Source organism: Streptomyces sp. NBC_01508 (genome assembly GCF_045040315.1).
Lineage (GTDB): Bacteria > Actinomycetota > Actinomycetes > Streptomycetales > Streptomycetaceae > Streptomyces.
The window spans coordinates 4,135,220-4,159,381 of record NZ_CP109419.1 but is presented as its reverse complement, the minus strand read 5'-3'; the positions used below and the strand labels follow the sequence as shown (position 1 = coordinate 4,159,381).

At 71.6% G+C, this 24,162-nt stretch carries 19 protein-coding genes; 8 read left to right on the top strand and 11 right to left on the bottom strand.

What is annotated here, in order from left to right:
- The first annotated feature begins 57 nt into the window (after positions 1 to 57).
- From pdhA to OG700_RS19115, 7 genes are all read left to right on the top strand, one after another.
- Entirely contained in the window at positions 58 to 1,257 is a 1,200-nt protein-coding gene (pdhA, locus tag OG700_RS19145) for a pyruvate dehydrogenase (acetyl-transferring) E1 component subunit alpha (RefSeq protein ID WP_405615153.1), read from the top strand.
- Positions 1,254 to 2,285 (top strand): alpha-ketoacid dehydrogenase subunit beta, encoded by a 1,032-nt coding sequence (locus tag OG700_RS19140; protein ID WP_405615151.1) that lies wholly within the window; start codon positions 1,254 to 1,256, stop codon positions 2,283 to 2,285. The genes pdhA and OG700_RS19140 overlap by 4 nt, the downstream gene beginning before the upstream one ends.
- On the top strand, positions 2,285 to 3,649 hold the full coding sequence (locus tag OG700_RS19135) for a dihydrolipoamide acetyltransferase family protein (RefSeq protein WP_405615149.1): 1,365 nt from the start codon (positions 2,285 to 2,287) through the stop codon (positions 3,647 to 3,649). Before OG700_RS19140 ends, OG700_RS19135 begins: the two co-directional genes overlap by 1 nt.
- A 284-nt stretch (positions 3,650 to 3,933) precedes the next feature.
- Positions 3,934 to 4,878: an NTP transferase domain-containing protein gene (locus OG700_RS19130; RefSeq protein WP_405615147.1), complete on the top strand. Its 945-nt coding sequence runs from the start codon at positions 3,934 to 3,936 to the stop codon at positions 4,876 to 4,878.
- Entirely contained in the window at positions 4,875 to 6,338 is a 1,464-nt protein-coding gene (locus OG700_RS19125) for a molybdopterin molybdotransferase MoeA (RefSeq protein ID WP_405615145.1), read from the top strand. The genes OG700_RS19130 and OG700_RS19125 overlap by 4 nt, the downstream gene beginning before the upstream one ends.
- Positions 6,335 to 7,414: a potassium channel family protein gene (locus tag OG700_RS19120; RefSeq protein WP_405615143.1), complete on the top strand. Its 1,080-nt coding sequence runs from the start codon at positions 6,335 to 6,337 to the stop codon at positions 7,412 to 7,414. Before OG700_RS19125 ends, OG700_RS19120 begins: the two co-directional genes overlap by 4 nt.
- 193 nt (positions 7,415 to 7,607) lie before the next feature.
- On the top strand, positions 7,608 to 8,594 hold the full coding sequence (locus OG700_RS19115) for an NAD(P)H-quinone oxidoreductase (RefSeq protein ID WP_405615141.1): 987 nt from the start codon (positions 7,608 to 7,610) through the stop codon (positions 8,592 to 8,594).
- 147 nt (positions 8,595 to 8,741) lie between these two features.
- On the opposite strand, the gene OG700_RS19110 is transcribed toward OG700_RS19115, so the two are convergent.
- The 8 genes from OG700_RS19110 to OG700_RS19075 form a co-directional block, all read right to left on the bottom strand.
- A complete protein-coding gene (locus OG700_RS19110) occupies positions 8,742 to 9,296 on the bottom strand; it encodes a bacterial proteasome activator family protein (protein ID WP_405615139.1) in 555 nt (184 codons plus the stop codon).
- A 158-nt stretch (positions 9,297 to 9,454) separates the two neighbouring features.
- Positions 9,455 to 11,428: a permease gene (locus tag OG700_RS19105; RefSeq protein WP_405615137.1), complete on the bottom strand. Its 1,974-nt coding sequence runs from the start codon at positions 11,426 to 11,428 to the stop codon at positions 9,455 to 9,457.
- A gap of 194 nt (positions 11,429 to 11,622) precedes the next feature.
- Positions 11,623 to 12,306, bottom strand: a complete 684-nt coding sequence (locus OG700_RS19100) for an ABC transporter ATP-binding protein (RefSeq protein WP_405615135.1) — start codon at positions 12,304 to 12,306, stop codon at positions 11,623 to 11,625.
- A gap of 56 nt (positions 12,307 to 12,362) precedes the next feature.
- A complete protein-coding gene (locus tag OG700_RS19095; protein WP_405615133.1) occupies positions 12,363 to 15,353 on the bottom strand; it encodes an FtsX-like permease family protein in 2,991 nt (996 codons plus the stop codon).
- On the bottom strand, positions 15,350 to 16,090 hold the full coding sequence (locus tag OG700_RS19090) for an ABC transporter ATP-binding protein (protein WP_405615131.1): 741 nt from the start codon (positions 16,088 to 16,090) through the stop codon (positions 15,350 to 15,352). The genes OG700_RS19095 and OG700_RS19090 overlap by 4 nt, the downstream gene beginning before the upstream one ends.
- Positions 16,091 to 16,158: 68 nt before the next feature.
- Complete coding sequence (locus OG700_RS19085) at positions 16,159 to 16,824, bottom strand: PadR family transcriptional regulator (protein WP_405615129.1); 666 nt, start codon at positions 16,822 to 16,824, stop codon at positions 16,159 to 16,161.
- A gap of 158 nt (positions 16,825 to 16,982) precedes the next feature.
- On the bottom strand, positions 16,983 to 17,600 hold the full coding sequence (locus OG700_RS19080; RefSeq protein ID WP_405615127.1) for a hypothetical protein: 618 nt from the start codon (positions 17,598 to 17,600) through the stop codon (positions 16,983 to 16,985).
- A gap of 218 nt (positions 17,601 to 17,818) precedes the next feature.
- A complete protein-coding gene (locus OG700_RS19075; protein ID WP_405615125.1) occupies positions 17,819 to 19,444 on the bottom strand; it encodes a protein kinase domain-containing protein in 1,626 nt (541 codons plus the stop codon).
- Between the two features lie 425 nt (positions 19,445 to 19,869).
- Here OG700_RS19075 and OG700_RS19070 point away from each other — a divergent pair, with 425 nt between their 5' ends.
- On the top strand, positions 19,870 to 21,426 hold the full coding sequence (locus OG700_RS19070; protein WP_405615123.1) for a protein kinase domain-containing protein: 1,557 nt from the start codon (positions 19,870 to 19,872) through the stop codon (positions 21,424 to 21,426).
- 40 nt (positions 21,427 to 21,466) lie between these two features.
- On the opposite strand, the gene OG700_RS19065 is transcribed toward OG700_RS19070, so the two are convergent.
- The 3 genes from OG700_RS19065 to OG700_RS19055 all read right to left on the bottom strand — a co-directional run bounded on the left by OG700_RS19065 (position 21,467) and on the right by OG700_RS19055 (position 23,917).
- Positions 21,467 to 22,543 (bottom strand): phosphotransferase, encoded by a 1,077-nt coding sequence (locus OG700_RS19065; protein WP_405615121.1) that lies wholly within the window; start codon positions 22,541 to 22,543, stop codon positions 21,467 to 21,469.
- Positions 22,544 to 22,588: 45 nt separating this feature from the next.
- A complete protein-coding gene (locus OG700_RS19060) occupies positions 22,589 to 23,137 on the bottom strand; it encodes a pyridoxamine 5'-phosphate oxidase family protein (protein ID WP_405615119.1) in 549 nt (182 codons plus the stop codon).
- Positions 23,138 to 23,257: 120 nt separating this feature from the next.
- Positions 23,258 to 23,917, bottom strand: coding sequence for a response regulator (locus OG700_RS19055; RefSeq protein WP_405615117.1), 660 nt, complete (start codon positions 23,915 to 23,917; stop codon positions 23,258 to 23,260).
- Positions 23,918 to 24,162 lie beyond the last annotated feature (245 nt).

Sequence of the window (24,162 nt, the reverse complement as noted above, 5' to 3'; positions counted from 1 at the left end):
TGAGGCGCACCACACTCATGCGCCGCCCATGCCCGCTCCCATGAGGAGGTGCACGCGTTGAAGAAGAGCAGCACGACGGTCCAGGAGCCCCCGGGTGCCGTCGTCCACCGGTCCACCCCGCCCCCGGCGTGGCAGCCGCGCACGGACCCCGCCCCGTTGCTCCCCGACCGTGAGCCGTATCGCGTCCTGGGTACGGAAGCCGTGGCGGACGCCGACCCCGAGCTGCTGCTGCGGCTCTACGCGGAGCTGGTCCGCGGCCGTCGGTTCAACGCGCAGGCCACCGCCCTCACCAAGCAGGGCCGACTGGCCGTGTACCCGTCGAGCACCGGCCAGGAGGCCTGCGAGGTCGCCGCGGCCCTGGTGCTCCAGGAGCGGGACTGGCTCTTCCCCAGCTACCGCGACACCCTCGCCGTCGTGGCGCGCGGCCTGGACCCCGTCCAGGCCCTCACGCTGCTGCGTGGCGACTGGCACACCGGATACGACCCGCGCGAGCACCGCGTCGCCCCGCTCTCCACACCGCTGGCCACTCAGCTCCCGCACGCCGTCGGGCTGGCGCACGCCGCGCGCCTCAAGGGCGACGACGTGGTCGCGCTCGCCCTGGTGGGCGACGGCGGCACGAGCGAGGGCGACTTCCACGAGGCGCTGAACTTCGCCGCCGTATGGAAGGCCCCCGTGGTCTTCCTCGTGCAGAACAACGGCTTCGCCATCTCCGTCCCCCTCGCCAAGCAGACCGCCGCGCCCTCGCTGGCACACAAGGCCGTCGGCTACGGCATGCCGGGCAGGCTGGTCGACGGCAACGACGCGCCGGCCGTGCACACGGTGCTCGCCGAGGCCGTGCGGCGGGCCAGGAGCGGCGGCGGCCCGACGCTCGTCGAGGCCGTGACCTATCGCATCGAGGCTCATACGAACGCGGACGACGCGACGCGCTACCGCGGTGACGGCGAGGTCGAGGCGTGGCGCGCGCACGACCCGGTCCGGCTGCTGGAGCACGAGCTGACGGAGCGCGGGATGCTCGACGAGGACGGGATCAGAAAGGCCGCCGAAGACGCGGAGGCGATGGCCGCGCGGCTGCGCGAGGGCATGAACGCCGAGCCGGAGCTGGACCCCATGGACCTCTTCGCGCACGTCTACGCGGAGCAGACCTCGCAATTGCGCGAGCAGGCGGCCCAGTTGCGGGCCGAGCTGGACGCGTCGGCCGAGCCGGCCGACGACGCAGCCGGACAGGACGACGCACCGGGGCAGGGAGAGGCGCGATGACGACCGTTGCCTCCAGGGCCACGAAGACCGCCAGGGCGGCGAAGCCGGCCACCATGGCGCAGGCGCTGCGGTGCGCGATGCGCGACGCGATGGCCGAGGACCCGGCCGTGCACGTCCTCGGTGAGGATGTCGGCACGCTCGGCGGCGTCTTCCGGGTCACCGACGGACTCGCCGCCGAGTTCGGCGAGGACCGCTGCACGGACACGCCGCTGGCCGAGGCGGGCATCCTCGGGGCGGCCGTCGGCATGGCGATGTACGGGCTGCGGCCCGTCGTGGAGATGCAGTTCGACGCCTTCGCCTATCCGGCGTTCGAGCAACTGACCAGCCATGTCGCCAAGATGCGCAACCGCACGCGCGGCGCGCTGCCGCTGCCCATCACCATCCGGGTGCCGTATGGCGGCGGGATCGGCGGTGTCGAGCACCACAGCGACTCCTCGGAGGCGTACTACATGGCGACGCCGGGCCTCCATGTCGTCACCCCGGCGACGGTCGAGGACGCGTACGGGCTGCTGCGGGCCGCGATCGCCTCCGACGACCCGGTGGTCTTCCTGGAGCCCAAGCGGCTGTACTGGTCGAAGGCGCGGTGGTCGCCCGAGGCGCCTGCCACGGTGGAGCCGATCGGCCGGGCCGTCGTGCGGCGTACGGGACTGAGCGCCACGCTGGTCACGTACGGCCCCTCCCTCACCGTCTGTCTGGAGGCGGCGGAGGCGGCGCGGGCGGAAGGCTGGGACCTGGAAGTGGTGGACCTGCGTTCGCTGGTGCCCTTCGACGACGAGACGGTCGTCGCCTCCGTACGGCGCACGGGGCGCGCGGTGGTCGTCCACGAGTCCAACGGGTTCGGCGGGCCCGGCGGGGAGATCGCCGCCCGGATCGGCGAGCGCTGCTTCCACCATCTGGAGGCGCCGGTGCTGCGGGTCGCCGGATTCGACGTCCCGTATCCGCCGCCGATGCTGGAACAGCACCATCTGCCGGGTGTGGACCGGGTGCTGGACGCGGTCGCGCGGCTTCAGTGGGAGGCGGACAGCTGATGGCCCAGGTGCTCGAATTCAAGCTGCCGGATCTCGGTGAGGGGCTGACCGAGGCCGAGATCGTCCGCTGGCTGGTGGCGGTCGGCGACGTCGTGGCGATCGACCAGCCGGTCGTCGAGGTCGAGACGGCCAAGGCGATGGTGGAGGTGCCGTGCCCCTACGGGGGCGTGGTGACCGCGCGGTACGGCGAGGAGGGCACGGAGCTGCCGGTCGGCTCGCCGCTGCTGACGGTGGCGGTGGGAGCTTCGGAGCCGGCGCCGGTGTCGGTGTCGGCCGCCGCGGGTTCCGACGCGGCCTCGGGTGCCGGGGCCGGATCGGCCGAGACGTCGGGGAATGTACTGGTCGGGTACGGCACGGGCGCTCCGGCCGCCCGGCGGCGCCGGGTCCGCCCGGTTGCCCAGGCACCCGCGGCACCTGCCGTTCTGGTCGATCCCGTACCGGCATCGGTGCCCGAGCGGTCCGGACCCGTTCCGGTCATCTCGCCCCTGGTGCGGCGGCTGGCCCGGCAGAACGGGCTCGATCTGAGGGCGCTGGCGGGATCGGGCCGGGACGGGCTGATCCTGCGGTGCGACGTCGAGCTGGCCATCGAGCGCATCGGGCAGGCCGTACCGGCGCCGTCCACCACCGCCCCCGAGCGCACGCCCGCCCCCGCCTCAGCCCCCGCCCCCGCCGGGGTCAGCGAGCGGGTGCCGCTGCGCGGCGTACGGGGCGCGGTCGCCGACAAGCTCAGCCGCAGCCGGCGCGAGATCCCGGAGGCGACCTGCTGGGTCGACGCGGACGCGACGGAGCTGATGGCGGCCAGGACCGCCGCCAACGCGGCGGGCGGCCCGAAGATCTCCCTCATCGCCCTGCTGGCGCGGATCTGCACGGCCGCGCTCGCGCGGTTCCCGGAGCTCAACTCCACGGTGGACATGGAGGCCAGGGAGATCGTCCGGCTGCGCGACGTCCATCTCGGCTTCGCCGCCCAGACCGAGCGCGGGCTGGTCGTCCCGGTCGTACGGGACGCGCAGCACCGCTCGGCGGAGTCCCTGAGCACGGAGTTCGCGCGGCTGACGGAGGCGGGCCGGTCGGGGAAGCTGACCCCCGGCGACCTGACCGGTGGCACGTTCACGCTCAACAACTACGGCGTGTTCGGCGTCGACGGCTCCACGCCGATCATCAACCAGCCCGAGGCCGCGATGCTCGGCATCGGCCGCATCGTCGCCAAGCCGTGGGTGCACCGGGGCGAGCTGGCCGTACGCCAGGTCGTCCAGCTCTCCCTCACCTTCGACCACCGGGTGTGCGACGGCGGCACGGCGGGCGGCTTCCTGCGTTACGTGGCGGACTGTGTGGAACAACCGGCGGTGCTGCTGCGCACGTTGTAGACCGGGCGCCGGGGGACGTGTTCGTGATGTCGCGTCCGCGCACGGCTCCGCCCCACAGGCGGGTGATGCCACGTCGCCGTCGCCGGCACGGCACCGGCACGGCACGGCACCGGCCGGGTCGTGCCGGCAACGATCCGCGCCGTGCGATCGCACGCGTCGACGACGGCGCCCCGCGTCGGACACGGCCCAGCACCCCTCCGGCACCACGGCCGTGCAGCCCGCTCGTACATCACGGTCGTACATCGCATACGTTCGGACGGGCGATCGCGGACCATACTTCAGCCATGACCACGACCGCCCATGACGCCATCGTGCTCGCCGGAGGTGCCGCCAAGCGGCTCGGCGGGGTCGACAAGCCCGCCGTCAGCGTGGGGGGCCGGTCCCTGCTCGACCGGGTGCTCGGCGCGTGCGGCGGTGCCGCGCGCACCGTTGTCGTGGGCGGCCGGCGGCCCACGGCCAGGCCCGTGCGCTGGGCGCGCGAGGAGCCGCCCGGCGGCGGCCCGGTCGCCGCGCTCGACGCGGGGGTACGGCACGTCGAGGCGGACACGGTGCTCGTGCTGTCCGCGGATCTGCCGTTCCTGAAGCGGGAGACGACGGACCGGCTGCTGGACGCACTCGCGGCGGACGGCGGACGCGAAGGCGCGCTGCTCACCGACCCGGACGGCCGCGATCAGCCGCTGGTCGCGGCGTACCGTACCGAGCCGCTGCGCCGTGAGATCGCCCTCCTCGCCACCGAACACGGCAATCTCGTCGGGCTGCCGCTACGACTGCTGACGCATGAACTCGACCTCGCCCGGGTCGCCGCGGCTGCCGACCCGCTCGCATCCTTCGACTGCGACACCTGGGAAGACATCTCCGCGGCGCGGGCACGCATCAGGGAGCATGGGACCGTGCTGGACGAATGGATCACCGCAGTCAAGGACGAACTCGGCTACGAGCTGGACGTCGACATCACCGTCCTCCTCGATCTCGCCCGCGACGCCGCGCACGGTGTCGCCCGGCCCGCCGCGCCGCTGACGACCTTCCTGGTCGGGTACGCGGCGGGCCGTGCGGCGGCCGGTGGCGGGGGTCCCGAGGCGGTGGCCGAGGCGTCGCGCAAGGCCACGGCGCTCGCCCTGCGCTGGGCCGACGAGGCGGACGGGTCGAACGGGACGGGCGGGACGGGCGGGACGAACCCGAGCGGTACGGCCGGCGGCACCGATGGCACCGAGGGGGCCGACGCCGGATGACGGCTCAGGACCGCGAGGTCGACGGCGTCGAGGACGTCCTCGCGCTGTTCGCCAGACAGCCGGACGCGGGTCCCGGCGACGAGCCCGCCCCGGACCCCGACCACCACCGCACACCCCCGAAGCCCACCGCCGGTACGAGCAGGCACCGCGCCACGCCGTGGGCCGAGGCCCGCGCGATCGCCGCCCGCTCCGCCCGCTCGGCGTCCACGGCGCAAGCCACCTCCACCCCCGCCCCCACCCGGCGCGTCCCTCTCGAACAGGCCCTGGGACACGTCCTCGCCGAGCCCCTGGCCGCCCTCACCGACCTCCCGTCGTTCGACACCTCCGCCATGGACGGCTGGGCGGTGTCCGGGCCGGGCCCCTGGTCCGTACGGCCGGTGCGGCCCACCCCGAACACCCCGAACACCCCGAACACCCCGAACACCCCTGACACCGCGTCCAAGGCGTCCGCCCCCGGCATACTCGCCGGGCACGCCGCCACCACCCCGCTCCCCGACGGCGCGGCGGTACGGATCGCCACCGGCGCGCGCATCCCGCCCGACACCACCGCCGTGATCCGCAGCGAGCACGCCCGCACGGACACCACCGGCCACCTCCACGCCGAACGCGAGGTGGTCCAGGGCCAGGACATCCGTCCGCGCGGCCAGGAGTGCCGATCCGGCGACCAACTCCTGCCCGCCGGGGCCGTGGTGACCCCGGCGGTGCTCGGCCTGGCCGCCGCCGCCGGTTACGACGAACTGCTCACCGCCCGCCGCCCGACCGTCGACGTTCTCGTCCTCGGCGACGAACTGCTCGTGCGCGGCCTGCCCCACGACGGCCTCATCCGCGACGCGCTCGGCCCGATGATCGCGCCCTGGCTGCGCGCGCTCGGCGCCGAAGTCGCCGACACCCGCCGCGTCGCGGACGACGCGCACGCCCTGTTCCGGGCGATCACCGAGTCCGAGGCCGATCTGGTCCTCACCACGGGCGGTACGGCGGCCGGCCCCGTCGACCATGTCCACCCCGTGCTCGCCAGGGCGGGCGCCGAACTGCTCGTGGACGGGGTCGCCGTACGCCCCGGCCACCCCATGCTGCTGGCCAGGCTCGCCTCCGGCCGCCATCTGGTGGGCCTGCCGGGCAATCCGCTCGCCGCCGTCTCCGGGCTGCTGACGCTCGCCGAGCCGCTGCTGCGGGCACTCGGCGGGCGGGCGGTCCGGCCCGCGTACCACGCGCCGGTACGGGACGAGGTGCACGGCCATCCGTACGACACCCGGCTCGTGCCCTTCGCCCACCGCGCCGACCGGCTCGTACCCCTGCGCTACAACGGCCCCGCCATGCTGCGCGGGATCGCCGTCGCCGACGGGCTCGCGGTCGTGCCGCCCGGCGGCGCGCGCCCGGGGGACGAGCTGGAAGTCCTCGATCTGCCCTGGGCGGCCTGGGCCGACGCCACCACCTCCACCGATGACGGGTGTTTCACGTGAAACTTCCCGGTCACGACGCGATGGCGCGTCATGCCGATGAACACCTGGTCACCAGCCGGGTGAAGCTGCCGCGCCGGATCGTGGACCAGCCGCTGCGACAGGTGAGCAAGCGGCTGCTGATGGCGCTGGGGGTGCTGGCGACCACGGTCTTCATCGTCTGGATCGACCGCGCCGGCTACCACGACAACTCCGACAACTCGGTCGATTTGCTCGACTCCGTCTACTACGCCACCGTCACCCTCTCCACCACGGGTTACGGCGATATCGTCCCGTACAGCGACGGTGCCCGGCTCATCAACGTCGTGCTCGTCACGCCGCTGCGCGTGCTCTTTCTGATCATCCTGGTCGGCACCACTCTTGAGGTCCTCACGGAGCGCACCCGGGAGGAGTGGCGGCTGAACCGCTGGAGGTCCAACTTGCGTGACCACACCGTCATCGTCGGCTTCGGTACCAAGGGCCGGTCGGCGATGCAGACCCTCTGCGCCACCGGGCTCAAGAAGGACCAGATCGTCATCGTCGACCCGAGCGCGAAGGTGATCGAGGCGGCCAACGCGGACGGGTTCGTCGGCGTCATCGGCGACGCGACCCGCAGCGATGTGCTGCTGCGGGCCGAACTCCAGCGGGCCCGGCAGATCGTGATCGCCACCCAGCGCGACGACACGGCGGTGCTGGTCGCGCTGACCGCGCGTCAGCTCAACCGGGGGGCGAAGATCGTCGCCGCCGTGCGCGAGGAGGAGAACGCGCCGCTGCTGCGCCAGTCCGGCGCGGACGCCGTCATCACCAGCGCCAGCGCGGCCGGCCGGCTGCTCGGCCTCTCCGTGCTCAGCCCCGTCGCGGGCACGGTGATGGAGGACCTGATCCAGCAGGGCAGCGGTCTCGACCTGATCGAACGGCCGGTGATAAAGGCCGAGGTGGGGCGGAGCGTACGGGAGACGGACGACCTGGTGGTCAGCGTCCTGCGCGGGCACCGGCTGCTGGGGTACGACGACCCGGCGGCCAGCCCGCTCCAGCTCACCGACCGGCTGATCACGATCGTGCGGGCGGATCCCAAACCGGAGCACAGCAGGGCGGACTGACCCGGCCGCCGCGGCCCGCCGGGGAGCCCGGTCCCAGGGCCGGAACCGGTCGCGGTCCCAGTACCGATCCCGGTCGCGGTCGCGGTCGCGGTCGGTCGTGATTCCCGCGCCCGATTCCCGAGCCCGCGCCCGATTCCCGCGCCCCGTCCCGGGATCGGTACTGCGAACAGGCCCCGCGGGTAGCCTCCCGACCATGTATGCGATCACGATTCCGGAACCCGGTGGCCCCGAGGCGCTCGTCTGGGCCGAAGTGCCCGATCCCGTACCCGCCGAGGGCGAAGTCCTCGTCGACGTCGTGGCGAGCGCGGTCAACCGCGCCGATCTGCTGCAACGGCAGGGCTTCTACGATCCGCCGCCCGGCTCGTCCCCGTACCCCGGACTGGAGTGCGCGGGCCGCGTCGCCGCGCTCGGCCCCGGCACCGAGAACTCGGGCTGGTCGGTCGGCGACGAGGTGTGCGCGCTGCTCTCGGGCGGCGGTTACGCGGAGCGGGTCGCCGTTCCCGTGGGCCAGTTGCTCCCCGTACCCGACGGCATGGATCTCGCGACGGCCGCCGCGCTGCCCGAAGTGACCTGCACCGTCTGGTCGAACGTCTTCATGATCGCCCATCTGCGGCCCGGCGAGACGCTGTTGGCGCACGGCGGCGCGAGCGGTATCGGCACGATGGCGATCCAGCTCGCCAAGTCGGTCGGCGCACGGGTCGCCGTCACGGCGGGCGGACCCGAGAAGCTGGCGCGCTGCGCCGAGTTGGGCGCGGACATCCTGATCGACTACCGCGAGCAGGACTTCGTCGAGGAGTTGAGGAAGGCCACGGACGGGGCGGGCGCGGACGTCATCCTCGACATCGTCGGCGCGAAGTACCTCGACCGCAACGTGAAGGCCCTGGCCGTCAACGGGCGGCTCGCCGTGATCGGTCTCCAGGGCGGCGTGAAGGGGGAACTCAACCTGGCCGCCCTCCTGGGCAAGCGCGCGGCGGTCACGGCCACGTCGCTGCGGGGGCGTCCGCTCGGTGAGAAGGCGTCGATCGTCGCGGCCGTACGGGAGCACGTCTGGCCGCTGATCGGTGCCGGGCAGGTGCGGCCCGTGGTGGACCGTACGTTCCCGATGTCGGACGCGGCGCAGGCGCACGGCGCCCTGGAGGCGGGCGAGCACGTCGGCAAGATCCTGCTGCTGCGCCCGTAGCACTGCCCGTAACGCCACGCCCGTAACGCCACGCCCGTAACACCACGCCTGAAGCGCCACGCCCGTAACACCACGCCCGACCCCGCGACAGAGCGCCGGACGGACCGCATCCGCGGCCCGTCCGGCGCTCTGTTGAACCAACTCCGCTCAGAGGTACGGTCCCGAGCGGATCGCCCCGTGCCCGCCCGGGTCCTCCGCGTCCTCGCCCTCGTGGGACGCGCCGGGCGGCAGCGCCCGGCGCATCTGCTCCAACTGCGCCCGCGCCGCCATCTGCTGGGCGAACAGCGCCGTCTGGATCCCGTGGAAGAGGCCTTCCAGCCAGCCGACCAACTGGGCCTGCGCGATGCGCAGTTCGGCCTCCGAGGGGATGGCCTCGTCGGTGAAGGGGAGTGAGAGGCGCTCCAGTTCGTCGACGAGTTCGGGGGCGAGCCCGTCCTCAAGCTCCTTCACCGAACCGGCGTGGATCTCCTTGAGCCGTACCCGGCTCGCCTCGTCCAGAGGAGCCGCCCGCACTTCTTCGAGCAACTGCTTGATCATGCTGCCGATGCGCATGACCTTCGCCGGCTGTTCGACCATCTCCGTCACCGGGATCTCGCGCGGCTCGTCGTCCCCTTGTCCGCCGCCGAGCGCCATCCCGTCCTGTCCCACCACGAGGACATGGGGGTTGCTCTCCTGCGACCGTTCGTTCCTCGGCATTTCCATAATCCCATTGTCTCGCACCTGGGTGCCGACGCGCGGTGAGCCCCCGTAAGAGAGTGGTCCACTCCCCTACGGGGCTCACGCGCACCGTCGGACCGGCGCCCGCAGCCGAAGGCGTGCCTGGCGTTCATCGCCGAGGGCGACACCCGGGTGGTGCCCTTTCAATCGGCGGCGGGGCGCCACCGGTTGGCCTCCCGGGCTGCCGCTCGCGCGCCGAGGAACCCGACGGCCAGGGAAGCCGCGGCACACACTGTGATCCCGAATCCGAGAACCGCCCAGGACACCGAGCCTTCCTGTACGAGGAAGATGAAGAACACCGAATGCCACGCGGTCACGGCCCCGGTGACCACGGTGGAGATGAGCAACGGGACGGTCAGGTGCCAGGAGGTCACGGAGCGAAATACCCGGCGGTGGCCGGTCAGGACGGTGAGCGGGGCCAGCGCGTGGCGGACCCGGACGAACTCGGCCGCCGCACTCATCGAACCGGCCACGAGAATGAACAGGATGCCGGTGACGCCGAACAGCTGGATCCAGTTCGGCAGGTGAGAACGCGAGGACGCCAACGAGGTCCCGCCCAGGGCCTCGACCTGCAGCGAGGGATTGGGAAGTGTGAACGCGGCCTGCTTCACCGCGACGAGTTGCCCCGGTGTGGGGGTCACGACGACGAGGGACTGCGTGCCGTCCGGCTTCACGCTGATACGGGGGATCTCTGCGAATCGCAGGTCGCTGTACCAGCGACCCATCTCCTCCACCTCGGCCGACGGGGCTCTGTTCTTCGTCACTGCCTTGGTGTCTGCGTCACAGGTCACCCGCAGCCTGCGTAGATCGCGGCAGGATCCTCCGATGGTCGTCCAGGGGTCTGTGGACGCTCCCGGATCGTGAAAGGTCCGGTTCAGCAGAATCGAACCGGCCGGAAGCTCTGAGCGGAACCGGTCCGTTTCCGACGTGCTCATGCCGCCGACGGTCACCTCGATCACCGTATCTTCGATCCGCTGGTGCGTGGCGGTTGCCGCCTGTGAATACACTCCGAACCTGCTGGTCCACACCTGCATCTGCGCGACGATCCCGATCCCGATCACCATGGCCAGAGCGAGGCGCACGATCACGCCGGGATGCGCGTGCGTCCACCGTCCGCCGATCATGCGGCCCGCATGCCCCCTGCGCTTCCCGTCGGCGGCGAGCCAGGAGCCCAGGTGGCGGGTGAGGAGCGCGACGACCGAGGAGAGAAAGGCCCACATCACGACGGTCCCGAAGGTGAACACGACGAGCTTGGCCTCGCGGGGCGCGTACTGGCTCGTCAGGACCAGCGCGACGCCGACACCGCAGGCGACCAGGCGCCACGCGGGAACACGAGAGGTGAAAGAGGCGGGGCGGGTGGACGTGCCATCCCGGCCGATGCGGTGCGTACCCACCACGATGCCCAGCACGATCAACAGCGATGCGGCACCCGACGCCATGGCGGTCGGCCATGCCGCCCACACGTCACGGTGGTCGAGAAGGTAACCGGTGGGCGCAAGACGGATGTCCCACACGCAAGCCACGGCATACGGGACGAACGCGACGAGCGTCCCCAGGACTGCGGGAATCGCGGCTTCACCGATGTTGACAGCCATCCGATGCCGCCATGTACCCCCCAGGGCCTGCAGCAGGCCGCTGCGCCGGTCACGGGTGCGGGAGCCGACCCGGGCGGCGACCACAGCCAGGGCGAGGGCGGGCAGCCCGGTCAGTGCCCAGAGAGCGATGAGGGGGGAGGTCACAGCGGGCTGATCGACCATCTCTCCCGTCGCTCCGCCGCCGCTCCCGAAGGCGGAAACCCCCATCCACCTGGGATCGTCCTTCGGCGGATTGTCCGCCATCCGGACATACGCGATCCGCTCGGAGGGAGTGACCAGCCCATCGTTGGTGATGGTTCCGGCGAACCGCCCGTACCGGTTCAAGATGCCCTCGTCGCCCCCGGTCCTGACAAGCTCGGGAGAGAGCAGGACCTCGCCCGGATCCGGCCAGCGGGCCACACCGGCAGGAAGCGGAGCCCCGGGTGTGAGCGGGTGGATGAACACGACGGATACGGGCCTGGAACCGACAGAGTCGATCGCCTCCCGGTACAGCAGCTTGGCGTCCTTGCCGAAAGTGATCACCGGCCCTCTGCCGTCCGCTCTGGTCTCGCGGCCGTGATACGTCGCCACGGTGGCCGCGGTCGCCAAGGTGACGAAGGCGACCGCGGCTGCGGCGCAGAACAGGCCCCACCGGCGCAGACGGTCGCCGGGAGTGGCGCGGCCCGCCGCGAGACCGATCCTGAGCAACTTGCCCGCGGTTCGGACTCCTTCCCGCATCAGAGGGCTCCCGCTTCGGCCAGGATTCCGCCGAGCAGCTCGTGCCGGCGGTCGGCCCGAGCGGCCACCGTCAGGTCGTGCGTGACCAGGAGCAGTGCGCTGCCCCGCTCACGGGCGGTCGTGAACAGCAGCCGGGCGACTCCCTCCTTGGCGTCGGGGTCCAGGGATCCGGTGGGCTCATCGGCCAGGAGGACGTCCGGCTCGGTGATCAGAGCCCGTGCGACGGCTGTGCGCTGGCGTTCACCGCCGGAGAGCATGCCGGTCAGGGTGGAACCGGCGGGGACGCCGAGCTCGTCGAGTAGCTCCTTCGCGCGTCGGTAGGCGTCCTGATGGCGGCCTCCGTCGAGCAGGATCGGCAGGGCGACGTTCTCCACCGGACTGAGTTCGGGAAGGAGTTCGCCGAATTGGAACACCATGCCCAGGGTCTTCCGCCGCACCCGCGCGAGCTGCGTGGGCCTGAGCCCGGTGATCTCCCGGCCCCCGGCGGTGATGGTGCCCGCCTGCGGTTCTATCAGGCCGAGGACGCACATGAGCAGTGTCGATTTGCCGGACCCGCTGGGGCCGGTCACCGCGACCGACTCGCCGGGGGACACGGACAGCTCCACGTTGTCGAGGAGGGTCCGGCCCTTGATCCGATAGCGGAGGCCGCTCACGCGGAGCCCCGGCGAGTCAGTTCGGTTCACAGGATTTTTCCTTCGTCAGAGAACGGGGTTGCCTGGTCTACGCGGTCTCCCCGGTGTCAGATCGCCGCCCTGCGGGCCAGCGCGCCCCGCGAGCGGGTGACCAGCGCGGCCAGGACCGCCGCGCCGAGCGGGACCGCGATGAGCAGCAGGCCCAGCGTCGCCCACGGGACGACCACGGGCACGAACGGTGCCGCGGCCTGCATCCCGTTGCTCCAACCCTCGTCCAGGGCCTGCGCGTACATCTGGTCCTGCGAGCGGCGTTCGGTGAAGCGCAGCCCGATGGCGGGCAGGATCCCCGCCGCCGAGCCGAGCAGCACACCCATGGCGGCCACCACCCCACACTGGAAGCCGCTGAGGGCTTTGCGGACCCGGGGCGGCGCCCCGACGGCGGCGAGGGTCTTGAGGTCGGCCTCGGCGTCCGCCTGGGCGAGACCGGTGGCGATACCGGCCGCGCCGATCGTGATCAGCCCGGCGAAGACGGCGAGCGCCAGCATCGCGAGGCTGTTCTCGGGCGTGAAGCCCTTCTCGACGGTCAGCCAGATGTCGCCGCCCGTCTTGGCGAGCTCGCCGTCGAGCTTCTGCTGCTGCTTGTCGCTCGGCAGCTGCTCGGTCGAGTAGAAGGCGCCCAGCGGTACGGTCGTGAAGCCCGCCTTCTTCGCCAGGTCCGCGGGCACGAGCATCGTGACGCCGTACGCGTTCTGGCCGCCGGAGACCTGACGGGCGGGGAGCGACTTGACGGTGCCCGGCGGCTCCTTGCCCTCCATCATGGCCGTGTCCGCCGCCTCGATGTCGGCCGCGTCGATGACGCGGATGTCGATGGTGCCTTCCGCCCCGTCCTTCGGACCGCCCTCCTGCGAGCCCTCCTGCGAGCCGTTCTCCGAGCTGTTCTTCGAGGGGACCGTGCCGCCGCGCGCCCCGCCCTCCGCGTCGCCTGCGGGCTTCGCGTCGCCCGGGGGGTTCATCTGGGTGTTACGGAAGGAGACGGCCTGCCCGTTCGCCAGCGCCTTCTCCGCGGCCGGGTCCTTGATCTTCAGTACCTTCAGCAGCTTCGCGTCACCGATCAGGATGTCGCCGCCGGAGTTGCCGACACCGCCTCCCGGCTCGGTACAGCGCCAGTCCTTGGCGAGTTTGCGCCGCTCGGCCTTGGAGTACTTCTCGGTGGGGTCCTCGCCGGTGACGTCGTTCATCCACAGCGGGCACTCGTGCGCCTTGGGCACGACGATCTCGTACCGCCCGCAGTTGCCGCCGCCGTACGACGAGCAGCTCCTCTTGCCGACCACGACACGGTCCACGTCGGCCCGCACGTCCGTCGGCAGCAGTCGCTGCACGTTCTCGCGGATCGAGGGGACATCGGCGGGCGAATCCGGTGACAGGGCCGCGATCGCGCCGTGCGGCAGGGACGCCTCGTACTCCGCCTTGTCCTGGGCTTCCGAGCTGGCGGTGTACGTCGCCACGGCCACCGTGCCGGCGACCGCCGCCAGCACCGCCGCCACGGCCGGAGCCGTGCGGCCCCTGTTGCGTACGGCGTCGCGCAGCGCGAGCCGCGGCGACAGCGGCAGCCAGCGGCCGATCCGCCCGAAGAGACCCACCAGGGCGGGCGTCAGCGCCACCACGCCCAGTTCGGCGAGGGCGCTGCCGCCTCCGACGAGCGCGACCTGGTCGGACACCGTCGAGCCGTACAGCGCGATGCCCGCGCCGAGAGCGACGGCGGTCAGTCCCACGATCGGCAGCACCCTGCTGCTCTTGCGGATGCCGCGGCGGCCGGTGAGCGAGGCCACGACGGTCTGCCGGGACGCGGTGACGGCCGGGACGATCGCGGCCAGCAGGCCGGTGACGACCGCGATCAGCGCGATGCCGATCAGTTCGAGCGGTCGCAGGTCGAAGCCGCCGAAGCGTTTGCCCAGCCAGCCTTCGAGCACCGGCTGGAGCGCGAAGGTCAGGCCGATGCCCAGCGCCGTACCGACGACGGCGGCCACCGCGCCGATCACCAGGCCTCCGCTGAGGACGATGGCCCTGATGTGGTGCCGGTCGCCGCCGTTGGCGCCGACCAGGCCGAGCTGACGGCGGGAGCGGCGGGCGCCGACGGCGAACGCGGGGCCTGCCAGCAGGCAGATCTCCAGCATCGCGAGGCCGACGACGGTGCTGATGATGGCCAGTTCGGTGGTCCGGTTGGACCCGCCGGTGTCGAACTTGCCCTCCTGCTCGTAGTACGGCACGTCCGAGTCGGCCGGCGGGTTGAGCGTGACGGCGCGCGAGGCGACCGTGACGCCCTTCTTGTTGGTCTCCTTGACCATGTTCCACGTGAAACCGGCGTCACCGGACGTGGCGACCAGATACGTGGTCGACGACTGGGTTCCGGGCAGCTCCGCGGCGGCCAGCGCCTTGTCGAGCGGGGCCAGCAGGGCGCCGGGCAGCGCGTTGACCTGGGCCTCCCGCAGAGCGTCCGGCAGTTCGTACGCGCCGACGATCCGGTACGTGGCGTCCAGCCCGCGTGCGGTCAGCTCCGAGCCGACGCGCAGGCCGCTGCTCTCCAGGAAGGCGTTGGTCGCGGCGACCTCGTCGGACTTCTGCGGGAACCGGCCGCGGTCGAGGTGCATGATGCCCTCGGCCATCGGGTCCGCCGCCTTCAACTCCCGGATCTGGGTGTTCAGCAGGCCGTGGGTGCTCTTGAGCTTGGCCATGCCCTCCGAGTCGACGAGTGACTTCGTGTTCGGGGGGACGGCCGCCAGGACATCGGTCCTGCCCGAGGGCCACGGCTTCTCCTCGTAGTTCCCCACCGGAACGGTCATCTCGCCCTTGGGGTCCTGCAGGAGGGGGACACCGTCAAGAGACGGATCCCTGAGCCGGGCATCGGCGCTCCCGAGGTCGCGGTCCAACTGCTGGGCGGAGGACAACTCCGCGCTGCGCAGGGTCAGATCGGCGGCGCTCACACCGAGGATCGGCAGGGCGAGCATGGCGAGGACGAGGAAGCTGCGTCCCTTGAAGCGCCAGGCGTCACGGCGGGCTATGCGGATCGCGGCGCGCCACGAGTGGTACCAGCTCTTCACCGTTCGGCCGCCTGGCCCGAGAGGAGCGAGTCGGCCTCGCTGCGGATCGTCTGGTCGACGACGGCGCCGTCCCGCAGGAACACCACGCGGTCGGCCCAGGCCGCGAAGCGCGGCTCGTGCGTGACCAGGACGCCGGCCGCGCCCGCGTCGCAGCGGCTGCGCAGCAGGGCGAGTACGGACTCGCCGGTCTCGGAGTCGAGGGCGCCGGTGGGCTCGTCGGCGAGGACGAGGCGGCGGTCGCCGACGAGCGCGCGGGCGATGGCCACGCGCTGCTGCTGGCCGCCGGACATCTCGTCCGGGAAGCGGTCGGCGAGGTGGTCGAGTTCCATCTCGACCAGCGCGGCGAGGGCCTCGACGCGGGCCTTGCGCGCCGACGTGCCGTCGAGCTCGCGGGGGAGGGAGATGTTCTCGGCGGCGGTGAGGGCCGGGATGAGGTTGTAGTCCTGGAAGACGTAGCCGATGCTGCGGCGGCGCAGCGCGGCGATCTGCTTGCGGTTGGCGGTGGTGAGGTCGGTGTTCTCGACGATCACCTGGCCCGACGTGGGGGTGTCGAGGCCGCCGGCGATGGTGAGCAGCGTGGACTTGCCGGAGCCGGACGGACCCATGACGGCGACGAGTTCGCCGGGGAAGACGTCGAGGTTGATCCCGCGCAGGGCCTGGACCTCGGTGGCGCCACTGCCGTGGACGCGGGTCAGGTTCTTGAGTTGCAGTACGGGATGTGGTGAGTGGTCAGGCATGGGTGGTCCCCCCTGAGAGCGGATCTGGTGCGTAGGTCTGCGGTGGTGGCGGCACGGGTGTCGGGGTGTCAGCGGCGCCCGAAGAGGCCTCGGCCGGCCTGTGTGGCGGGCGCCGGCTTCTCCTGCGGCCGCGGTGCGACGTCTTCCCGTTCCTGTTCCTTCTGCTGCTGCTTCTTCTCCTGCTTCTCCTTCTGCGCGGCCATCAGCGAGAGCCGGACGAGCCTGGCCTCGCAGTGGTCGAGCCAGCGGGCCTCGGCCTCGGTCTGGAAGATGAGCTGATCGAGGACGAGCAGCCATGCCACGTCGTCACGGTTGTCCGTCGAGACCTCGGTGGCCTGGGCCTTGAGCCGGGTGTAGTCCTGCATCGCCTGCACGGTGTGGTGGCGCTGGGACTGGATCACCTGGCGGATGTCGATGCCGGGTGCGCCGACGGCCATCGCGAGCTTGATGGCCAGTTCGTCGCGCGGCGGACTGCGCCGGTCGACCGGTGACCGGAACCAGTTCCGCAGCTCTTCGCGGCCGGCGTCCGTGATCACGTAGAGCGCGTGGCCGGCTTCGTCCTCGCCGTGCTGGACGACCATGCCGTCGCGCTCCAGACGGTTGAGCGTCGTATAGACCTGACCGACGTTCAGCGGCCAGGTGGCTCCGGTGCGGGATTCGAACTCCGTACGGAGCTGGGAGCCGTAGCGCGGTCCCGGTTCGAGGAGGGCCAGCAGCCCGTGGCGGATCGACATACTCAGTATGTATACCGAGTATGGCCTCGACGGCAAGTGCCTTGAGGGGGACGTCACGCGTCCGTCGTAAGGAGGAGGTAAGGGAGTCGTGAGATGTACGGGAGTGGAGAAGGCGCAGCTCAGAGGGGGTGTGTGAGTGCGCGGGTGGGGCGTCGGAGTCAGCGCCGACGGAGCCGTAGACCCAGAAAACCGATGCCGAGCCCCATGAGTGCCAATCCGATGCCGAGGGTCAGCGCGGGGACTGCGCGGGCGACCGGTTCGGGGATCGCCTGGCTCGTCTGCTCCTGCGCGGTGGCGTTCGGAGGGGGCGTACGGAGCGGGAAGGGCGCGTTCTCCGAGCCTTCGAAGTCATCCGAAAGGACCTCTTCGTCGTCTCCGCCACTCGCGTCCCGGCGGTCCGGCTCCCGCTCGTGTTCCGGCTTCCGCTGCCCTTTCTTCTTGCCGCTCTCCGGCTCGGCGGAGAGCGGTGCGGAGCGGCTGGGCGACGGAGAAGCGGAACCTGACGACGGTCTTCCGCTCGCGCTCGGCGACGTCGGCGGACGCGTGGCTTCCCGGGACGGCTCGACGGCCCCCTGCGAGCCGTCCGGCGACGCCTCGGCACTCGCCGTCGTCCGCCCCGGCCGCGGCCGTCCCTGCCCGGCCTCGTTCCCCGCCAGCGACGAGGTCGCGCTCGGCGAACGCGACGGGCCGGCACGCGGGGGTTCGCGGTCCTCGGCGTACGCGAGGGGCGCGGCCATCAGGAGGGCGGCCACCGAGACCGCGATCGCGCGGGACACGCGGAGCACTCGGGGGCGCGCGTGGAGCCGTGACATCACCGACTCAGCGTCACATGTGGTGACAGAAGCGGCATCTCGGCGACAGTCGGCCGCCGCGCGAGCCGTACACTCCCGCGCCCTCGCCGATACGGCCCGCGGTCACGGCAGCCGTCAGACCGGCAGCCGTCAGGCCGACTGCTGTCGGACCAGCAGCTGTCGGACCGGCAGCCGTCAGGCCGTTACTCCGGGTTGCCCGTGGAGATCTTCAGCTCGAACTCCTGGTCCCCGGGCAGCACCGCCTGCCCCTGGCTCGGGAACTGGTCGACCACGATGTCCTGCGCTTGCGTGGGGTCGTTGACCTCGGTCACCTTCCACGTCCACTTCGCGGACCGCAGGCACTCCTTCACGGAGAGGATGTCCTTGTAGCGCAGGTCGGGTGCCTGGACCTTGGTCGGGTCGACCCCGTCCTCGGACGCGTCCGAACACTGGTCCTTCTCGATGGTCCGGTTGCGCTCCGGCGGCCGGTGGCCGGGGACGGCCGAGCCGCTGGGCTTGGCGTCCGGGTCCTTGTCGCCGTCGTCGCCCTGCGTGAGCGCGAAGAGCAGTCCGCCGATCGCCGCGACCGCGACGACGATCGACCCGATGACGACCGGCAGGTTCCGCCTGCCGCCACCGCCACCGCCGCCCTGGCCCCCGTGCGGCCCCATCGCAGGCTGCTGCTGCGGCGACATCGTGTACGAGGATGCCGGGGTCTGGTAGCCCTGGTTGTGCTGCGGCGGGTAGCCGTACGTCGGAGGCGGTGTCCGCATCGGTGCCGGGTTCTGCATGGCGGGGGTCGGCGGGCCGTACACCCCCGGCTGGTACGGCGTCTGCACGCCGCCGTGCGGGGCCGGCATCCCCTGGTCCACCGGCGGGAAGACCGCCGACCCGACGCCCGCGCCGCTCGTGGACGGGGCGCCCTGCACGATCACCGGGGCGCCGCCCTGGTCCTGCGGGAGCACCCGCGCGCACTCGTCGCGCATCGCGGCGGCGCTCGGGAACCGCTCGTTCGGGTTCTTCTTCAGCGCCCGCGCGACCAGCGCGTCCATCGCGGGAGTGATCGAGCGGTTGATGGAGGAGGGGGCGACCGGCTCCTCCTGCACGTGCGCGTACGCGATCGCGAGCGGCGAGTCCGCCTCGAAGGGCAGCCGGCCCGTCAGCAGTTGGAAGAGCATGATGCCGACCGAGTACAGGTCGGAGCGGGCGTCGACGCCGCGCCCCAGCGCCTGCTCGGGGGAGAGGTACTGCGGTGTGCCGACGACCATGCCGGTCTGTGTCATCGACGTGACGCCCGACTGCATGGCCCGCGCGATGCCGAAGTCCATCACCTTGACGACGCCGCGCTTGGTCATCATCACGTTGCCGGGCTTGATGTCGCGGTGGACCAGGCCCATCTCGTGGCTGGTCTCCAGCGCGGCGAGCACGTCCGCCGTCACCTTCAGCGCGCGGTCGGCCGGCATCGCGCCGTACTGCTGGATGTCCGACTGGAGCGCGGAGCCGAGCGGCTGCCCCTCCACGTACTCCATGACGATGTACGGCATGAGCGAGCCGTCCAGTTCGTCCTCACCGGTGTCGAAGACCGAGACGATGTTCGTGTGCGACAGCTTCGCGACGGCCTGCGCCTCGCGCCGGAAGCGCTCGCGGAAGGACTGCTCACGGCCGAGCTCGGTGTGCAGCGTCTTGATGGCGACCTGTCGGTCGAGCGCCGCGTCGTACGCGAGGTAGACGGACGCCATGCCGCCTTCGCCGAGAAGGTCGCGAAGCTGGTACCGGCCGCCCGCGACCGAACCGCCCGCGTAGCGGCCCTGTGCGCCGTCGTGGCTCATGACTGTGCTTCCCCCTCGGCGCGGCGACGCGGTGATTCAGTGCTTCGCGCTGATCCGTACTCACCGGACACTCACCGGACACTCAGCGGATCCCTTGACCCGTGATCTTGTGATCCCGTATTTACGGGCCAAGTCTGCCGCAGGCCAGTGACACGTCAAGCCAGGTGCCCGTTCCGTGACCCTACGCACAACAAGAGTCTCGGAAGCGTTACAGGAAAAGCATGGAATTTGCGTGCGCGCAGCCGTACCGGGTTTGATGGCCCGTCCATCTCCAATTGGTGTGTCACACGAAGCCTGTAGCGTGACCGGCACAGCACCATCGCGGGATTCACCCCGACTCCCGCACCCATTCCCGCATCCATCCCAGGCACCACCGCGACCCCGCGCACGCGGGCGGCACGCGACAGAAACGACGGCGAGGACTGATGGCACCCGAACCCGAAGCAGGCGGCGGAGTGCCTGATGCCGCTGACTCATGGGGCGTCGGCGGGCTGGTCGGAGACGGCCGCTACCGGATGACGTACCGCCTCGGCCGGGGCGGTATGGCGGAGGTGTACGCGGCGGAGGACGTCCGGCTCGGCCGCACCGTGGCCGTCAAGCTGCTGCGGTCCGACCTCGCCGAGGACCCGGTCTCCAAGGCCCGCTTCACCCGCGAGGCCCAGTCGGTGGCGGGGCTGAACCACCACGCCGTGGTGGCGGTGTACGACTCCGGTGAGGATGTCGTGGGCGGCCAGACCGTTCCGTACATCGTGATGGAACTGGTCGAGGGCCGCACGATCCGCGATCTGCTGCTCAACGCCGAGGCGCCGCCCCCGGAGCAGGCGTTGATCATCGTCTCCGGTGTGCTCGAAGCGCTCGCCTACTCCCACCAGCACGGCATCGTGCACCGCGACATCAAGCCCGCGAACGTGATCATCACGGACAGCGGCGCGGTCAAGGTGATGGACTTCGGCATCGCCCGCGCCCTGCACGGCGCGCAGTCGACGATGACCCAGACCGGCATGGTCATGGGCACGCCGCAGTACCTCTCCCCCGAGCAGGCGCTCGGCAAGGCCGTCGACCACCGTTCCGACCTGTACGCGACGGGCTGTCTGCTCTACGAACTGCTGTCGCTGCGACCGCCGTTCACCGGCGAGACCCCGCTCTCCGTCGTGTACCAGCACGTGCAGGACATCCCCGTCCCGCCGTCCGAGGTCTCGGACGTGGTGCCGCCGGAGCTGGACGGTCTGGTGATGCGCTCGCTCGCGAAGGACCCGGACGACCGGTTCCAGAGCGCCGAGGAGATGCGCGGCCTCGTCCAGTACGGCATGCAGATGCTCCAGCAGCAGGGCAGCCACACCGGCACCTGGAACACCGGCCCCGTGGACACGCACGAGGGCGGCAGCACCCCGGCGATGGGCGTCGCCGCGACGTCCGCGCTCGGCCATCCGCCGCACGGCGACACCGCGCAGCGCCCGCTGCTGCCGCCGCAGAACCCGAACGACGGCGGTTACGACGGCGGCCACCACGGCAACGGGGGCGGTGGCCGCGGCAAGATGTGGCTCTTCGCCCTGCTCGCGGTGGTCGCGATCCTGGCGGGCGCGGCGTACGCGGTGAACATGGCCGGCAAGGCCGACGGCAACAAGCAGGACGAGAAGACCACGCAGAGCCCGAGCACGGAGCCGAGCGAGAAGCCGTCGAAGACGGACGAGGAGACCACGCCCTCCGAGGACGACGACGACTCGACGGGCGGCGGCCACCAGCAGCCGGACTACCCGACACAGGACACCCCGACGGGCGAGCCGACGGAGTCCGACAAGCCGACGGACCCGCCGACGTCCACCGATCCGGGCGACGACCAGGGAACGACGGACGGCGGAAGCGGCGACCCGTCGACGGACCCGCCGCCGGACCCGCCGGACCCGACGGGTGAGACCCCGCCGCCGGACCCGGGCACGGTCGGCGAGGTCACCGACGGCGCCACGGGCGGGACCACCTCGTAGCCGGACCGGGCCGGATCCGCTTGCGGGCCGGCCCTCCGCTTCACCCCGTGAAGGCCTCGCACACCTCCTCGTACCTCCGCGTCCACCAGACCGCCAGGGCCGACACCGCAGGGAACTGCGGGTCGGCCCTTCGGTCGTCCAGCTGGTAGCGCCAGCGCAGTATCCAGAAGTCGTTGAGCCGCTCCCACCACACCCGGTGCACGGCGGCGGCCAGTTCGGCGGTGTCCGCCCCGGCCGTCAGCCGGTAGGCCCGCGCGTACGCCCGCACCTTCACCAGGTCCAGCTCCCCCGACGGCCGTACGAAGAAGATCGCCGCCGCCCGGACCGCCTCCTCGGCGCGCGGCTGGACGGCCAGCCGGTCCCAGTCGACGATCGCGACGGGGTCGGTGCCCCGGTAGAGCAGGTTCAGCGGGTGGAAGTCGCCGTGCACCCACCCGGTGGCCGTCTCGGCGCCCGGCGGCGGCCGGTGGTGTGCGTGGCGTTCCAGCAGCGCCCGGCGTTCCAGCAGCCGGTGTTCGGCGAGCGAGTCGAAGCCGTCGCGCGGGGTGCGCCCGCGGGCGAGCGCCAGCAGTTCGTCGATGAGCGCGAAGGTGTGGGCGGGAGTGGCGCTGTCGTACGCGCTGTCGCACGGCCCGGCGTGGGTGCTGCCGCACGCGAGGCGGTCGGGGGCCGCCGGCCCCATGGCCTGTTCCAGGCTGGTGTGTACGGTGCCGAGGAGCGACCCGAGCCGCCGCGAGGCGCCGGGTGTCAGCTGGGCGCCGGTGCGGTGCCGGCCGTCGACCCACGGGTGCAGGGCGTAGCAGTGGCCGCCGACGACGGCGACGGTGCCGCCCTCGGTGTCCCGGACGGCCGGGACGACGGGCACGCCCAGGGTCTGGAGGCGCCGGACGGCGCGGTGCTGGCGGGCGATGGACTCGCGGTCGCCGTCGAGGTGGTGCTTGAGGAAGTAGGAGCCGTGGGTGGTGGTGAGCCGGTAGCCGCGGTTCAGCAGGCCCTGGGCGAGGGGCTGGCAGGCCAGGGGTTCGCCGCCGTACTCGTAGCGGCGGAGCAGGTCACCGAGGGGCAGGCAGCCGAAGGGCAGGCCGACCACGGGTGGAGCGGTCGCGACATAGGGCATCGTCGCAGTCGTTGCAGATGAGCGCGGCACCTGTCAAATGATAGATCACGCAGCGTGGCGATCGTGTCGCCGTCCGCTCCCGCTCGCACCGGCGCTTGCGGTCCCGCTCCCGGCCCTGCTCGCGCAGCCGCTCCCGCTCCCGGTCCCGCCTTCGGCCCCGTTCGTACCGCCGCTTCCGGTCCCGCTCGGCTCGGCCGCGTATTCGAGGACGTGCACGGTCACGAACTGCGGCGTCAGGCGCAGATAGACCGGGTCGAACGGCTCGCCGTCCACCTGACGCGGTCCCGGACCGAACAACTCCAGCTGGTCCCGCGTCGGCCGGACCATGTTCGCGGTGCCGGTGAACTGGACCGACCAGAGATCGGGTTCGCCGGAGTGGAAGTTGTCGGCGCCGTACGCGACGACGCTGCCGCTGCATGCCCGGTGGTAGCCCATCCCGCGGTGCATCCGCAGCACGACGCGGTCCGCCGCGACGATGTGCCGGGCCGGGGCCACGAAGGGCATCGCCCGCATGCTCGTCGCCACCCGTCCGTACTGGACCCGGTTGAGCAGCTCGATGGCGCGCAGTTCGTCGGTCGGATCATCGGTGGACATGCCATCCACTCTCTGTCACCGATCGTCCACAGAACAGGGCAGCCCGCCCCCGATCAGCGGGACCTTGGTCCTTATCCGGCCTTTAGGAAACCCGGCCGGGGTCAGGGCCTTCGCCAGGTTTCAGCGCTGCTCGGCCTGGATTCTCGCCACGTACGCGGCGGCCTGCGACCGGCGCTCCATGCCCAGTTTGGACAGCAGGCTGGAGACGTAATTCTTGATCGTCTTCTCGGCGAGATGCAGCCGCTCGCCGATCGCGCGGTTGGTCATGCCCTCGCCGATGAGGTCCAGGATCTTGCGTTCCTGGTCGGTGAGGTTCGCGAGCCGGTCGTCGCCCTTGGGGGCGTTGCCCTCGCGCAGCCGCTGGAGCACCCGCGCCGTCGCGACCGGGTCCAGCAGGGACCGGCCGGCGGCCACGTCCCGTACGGCGGTGAGCAGTTCGTCGCCGCGGATCGCCTTGAGTACGTAACCCGAGGCGCCGGCCATGATCGCGTCGAACAGCGCCTCGTCGTCGGAGAACGAGGTGAGTATCAGACACTTGATGCTCTCGTCCCGGGAGCGGATCTCGCGGCAGACCTCCACGCCGCTGCCGTCCGGCAGCCGTACGTCCAGCACGGCGACGTCGGGCCGGGTCGCCGGGATCCTGGTCAGCGCGTCGGCGGCGGTACCGGCCTCGCCCACCACCTCGATGTCGTCCTCGACGGCCAGCAGTTCGTGGACGCCCCGCCGGACGACCTCGTGGTCATCCAGCAGGAATACGGTGATTTTTCCCTTTTCAGGCACGAGATCAGTCAAACACACTTCCCCCTATCCCCGTCGTGGGCCGCCGGGATAACGTGCCGTTGTTCCGGCGGCCTGCAAGGCTGTGACCAGTGGTTGTCCCCGACTTTTGCGATTTACTTGGAAATCCAAGCAAAATTGCAGGTCAATAGGGGTTTCGCAGGAATGCGACCCACTGGGTAACGTGCCTGTGACAGGGCGCTCGCCGGGGCACCTGTCACGCCTGTCCCGGCCGGGCCGCACCCACC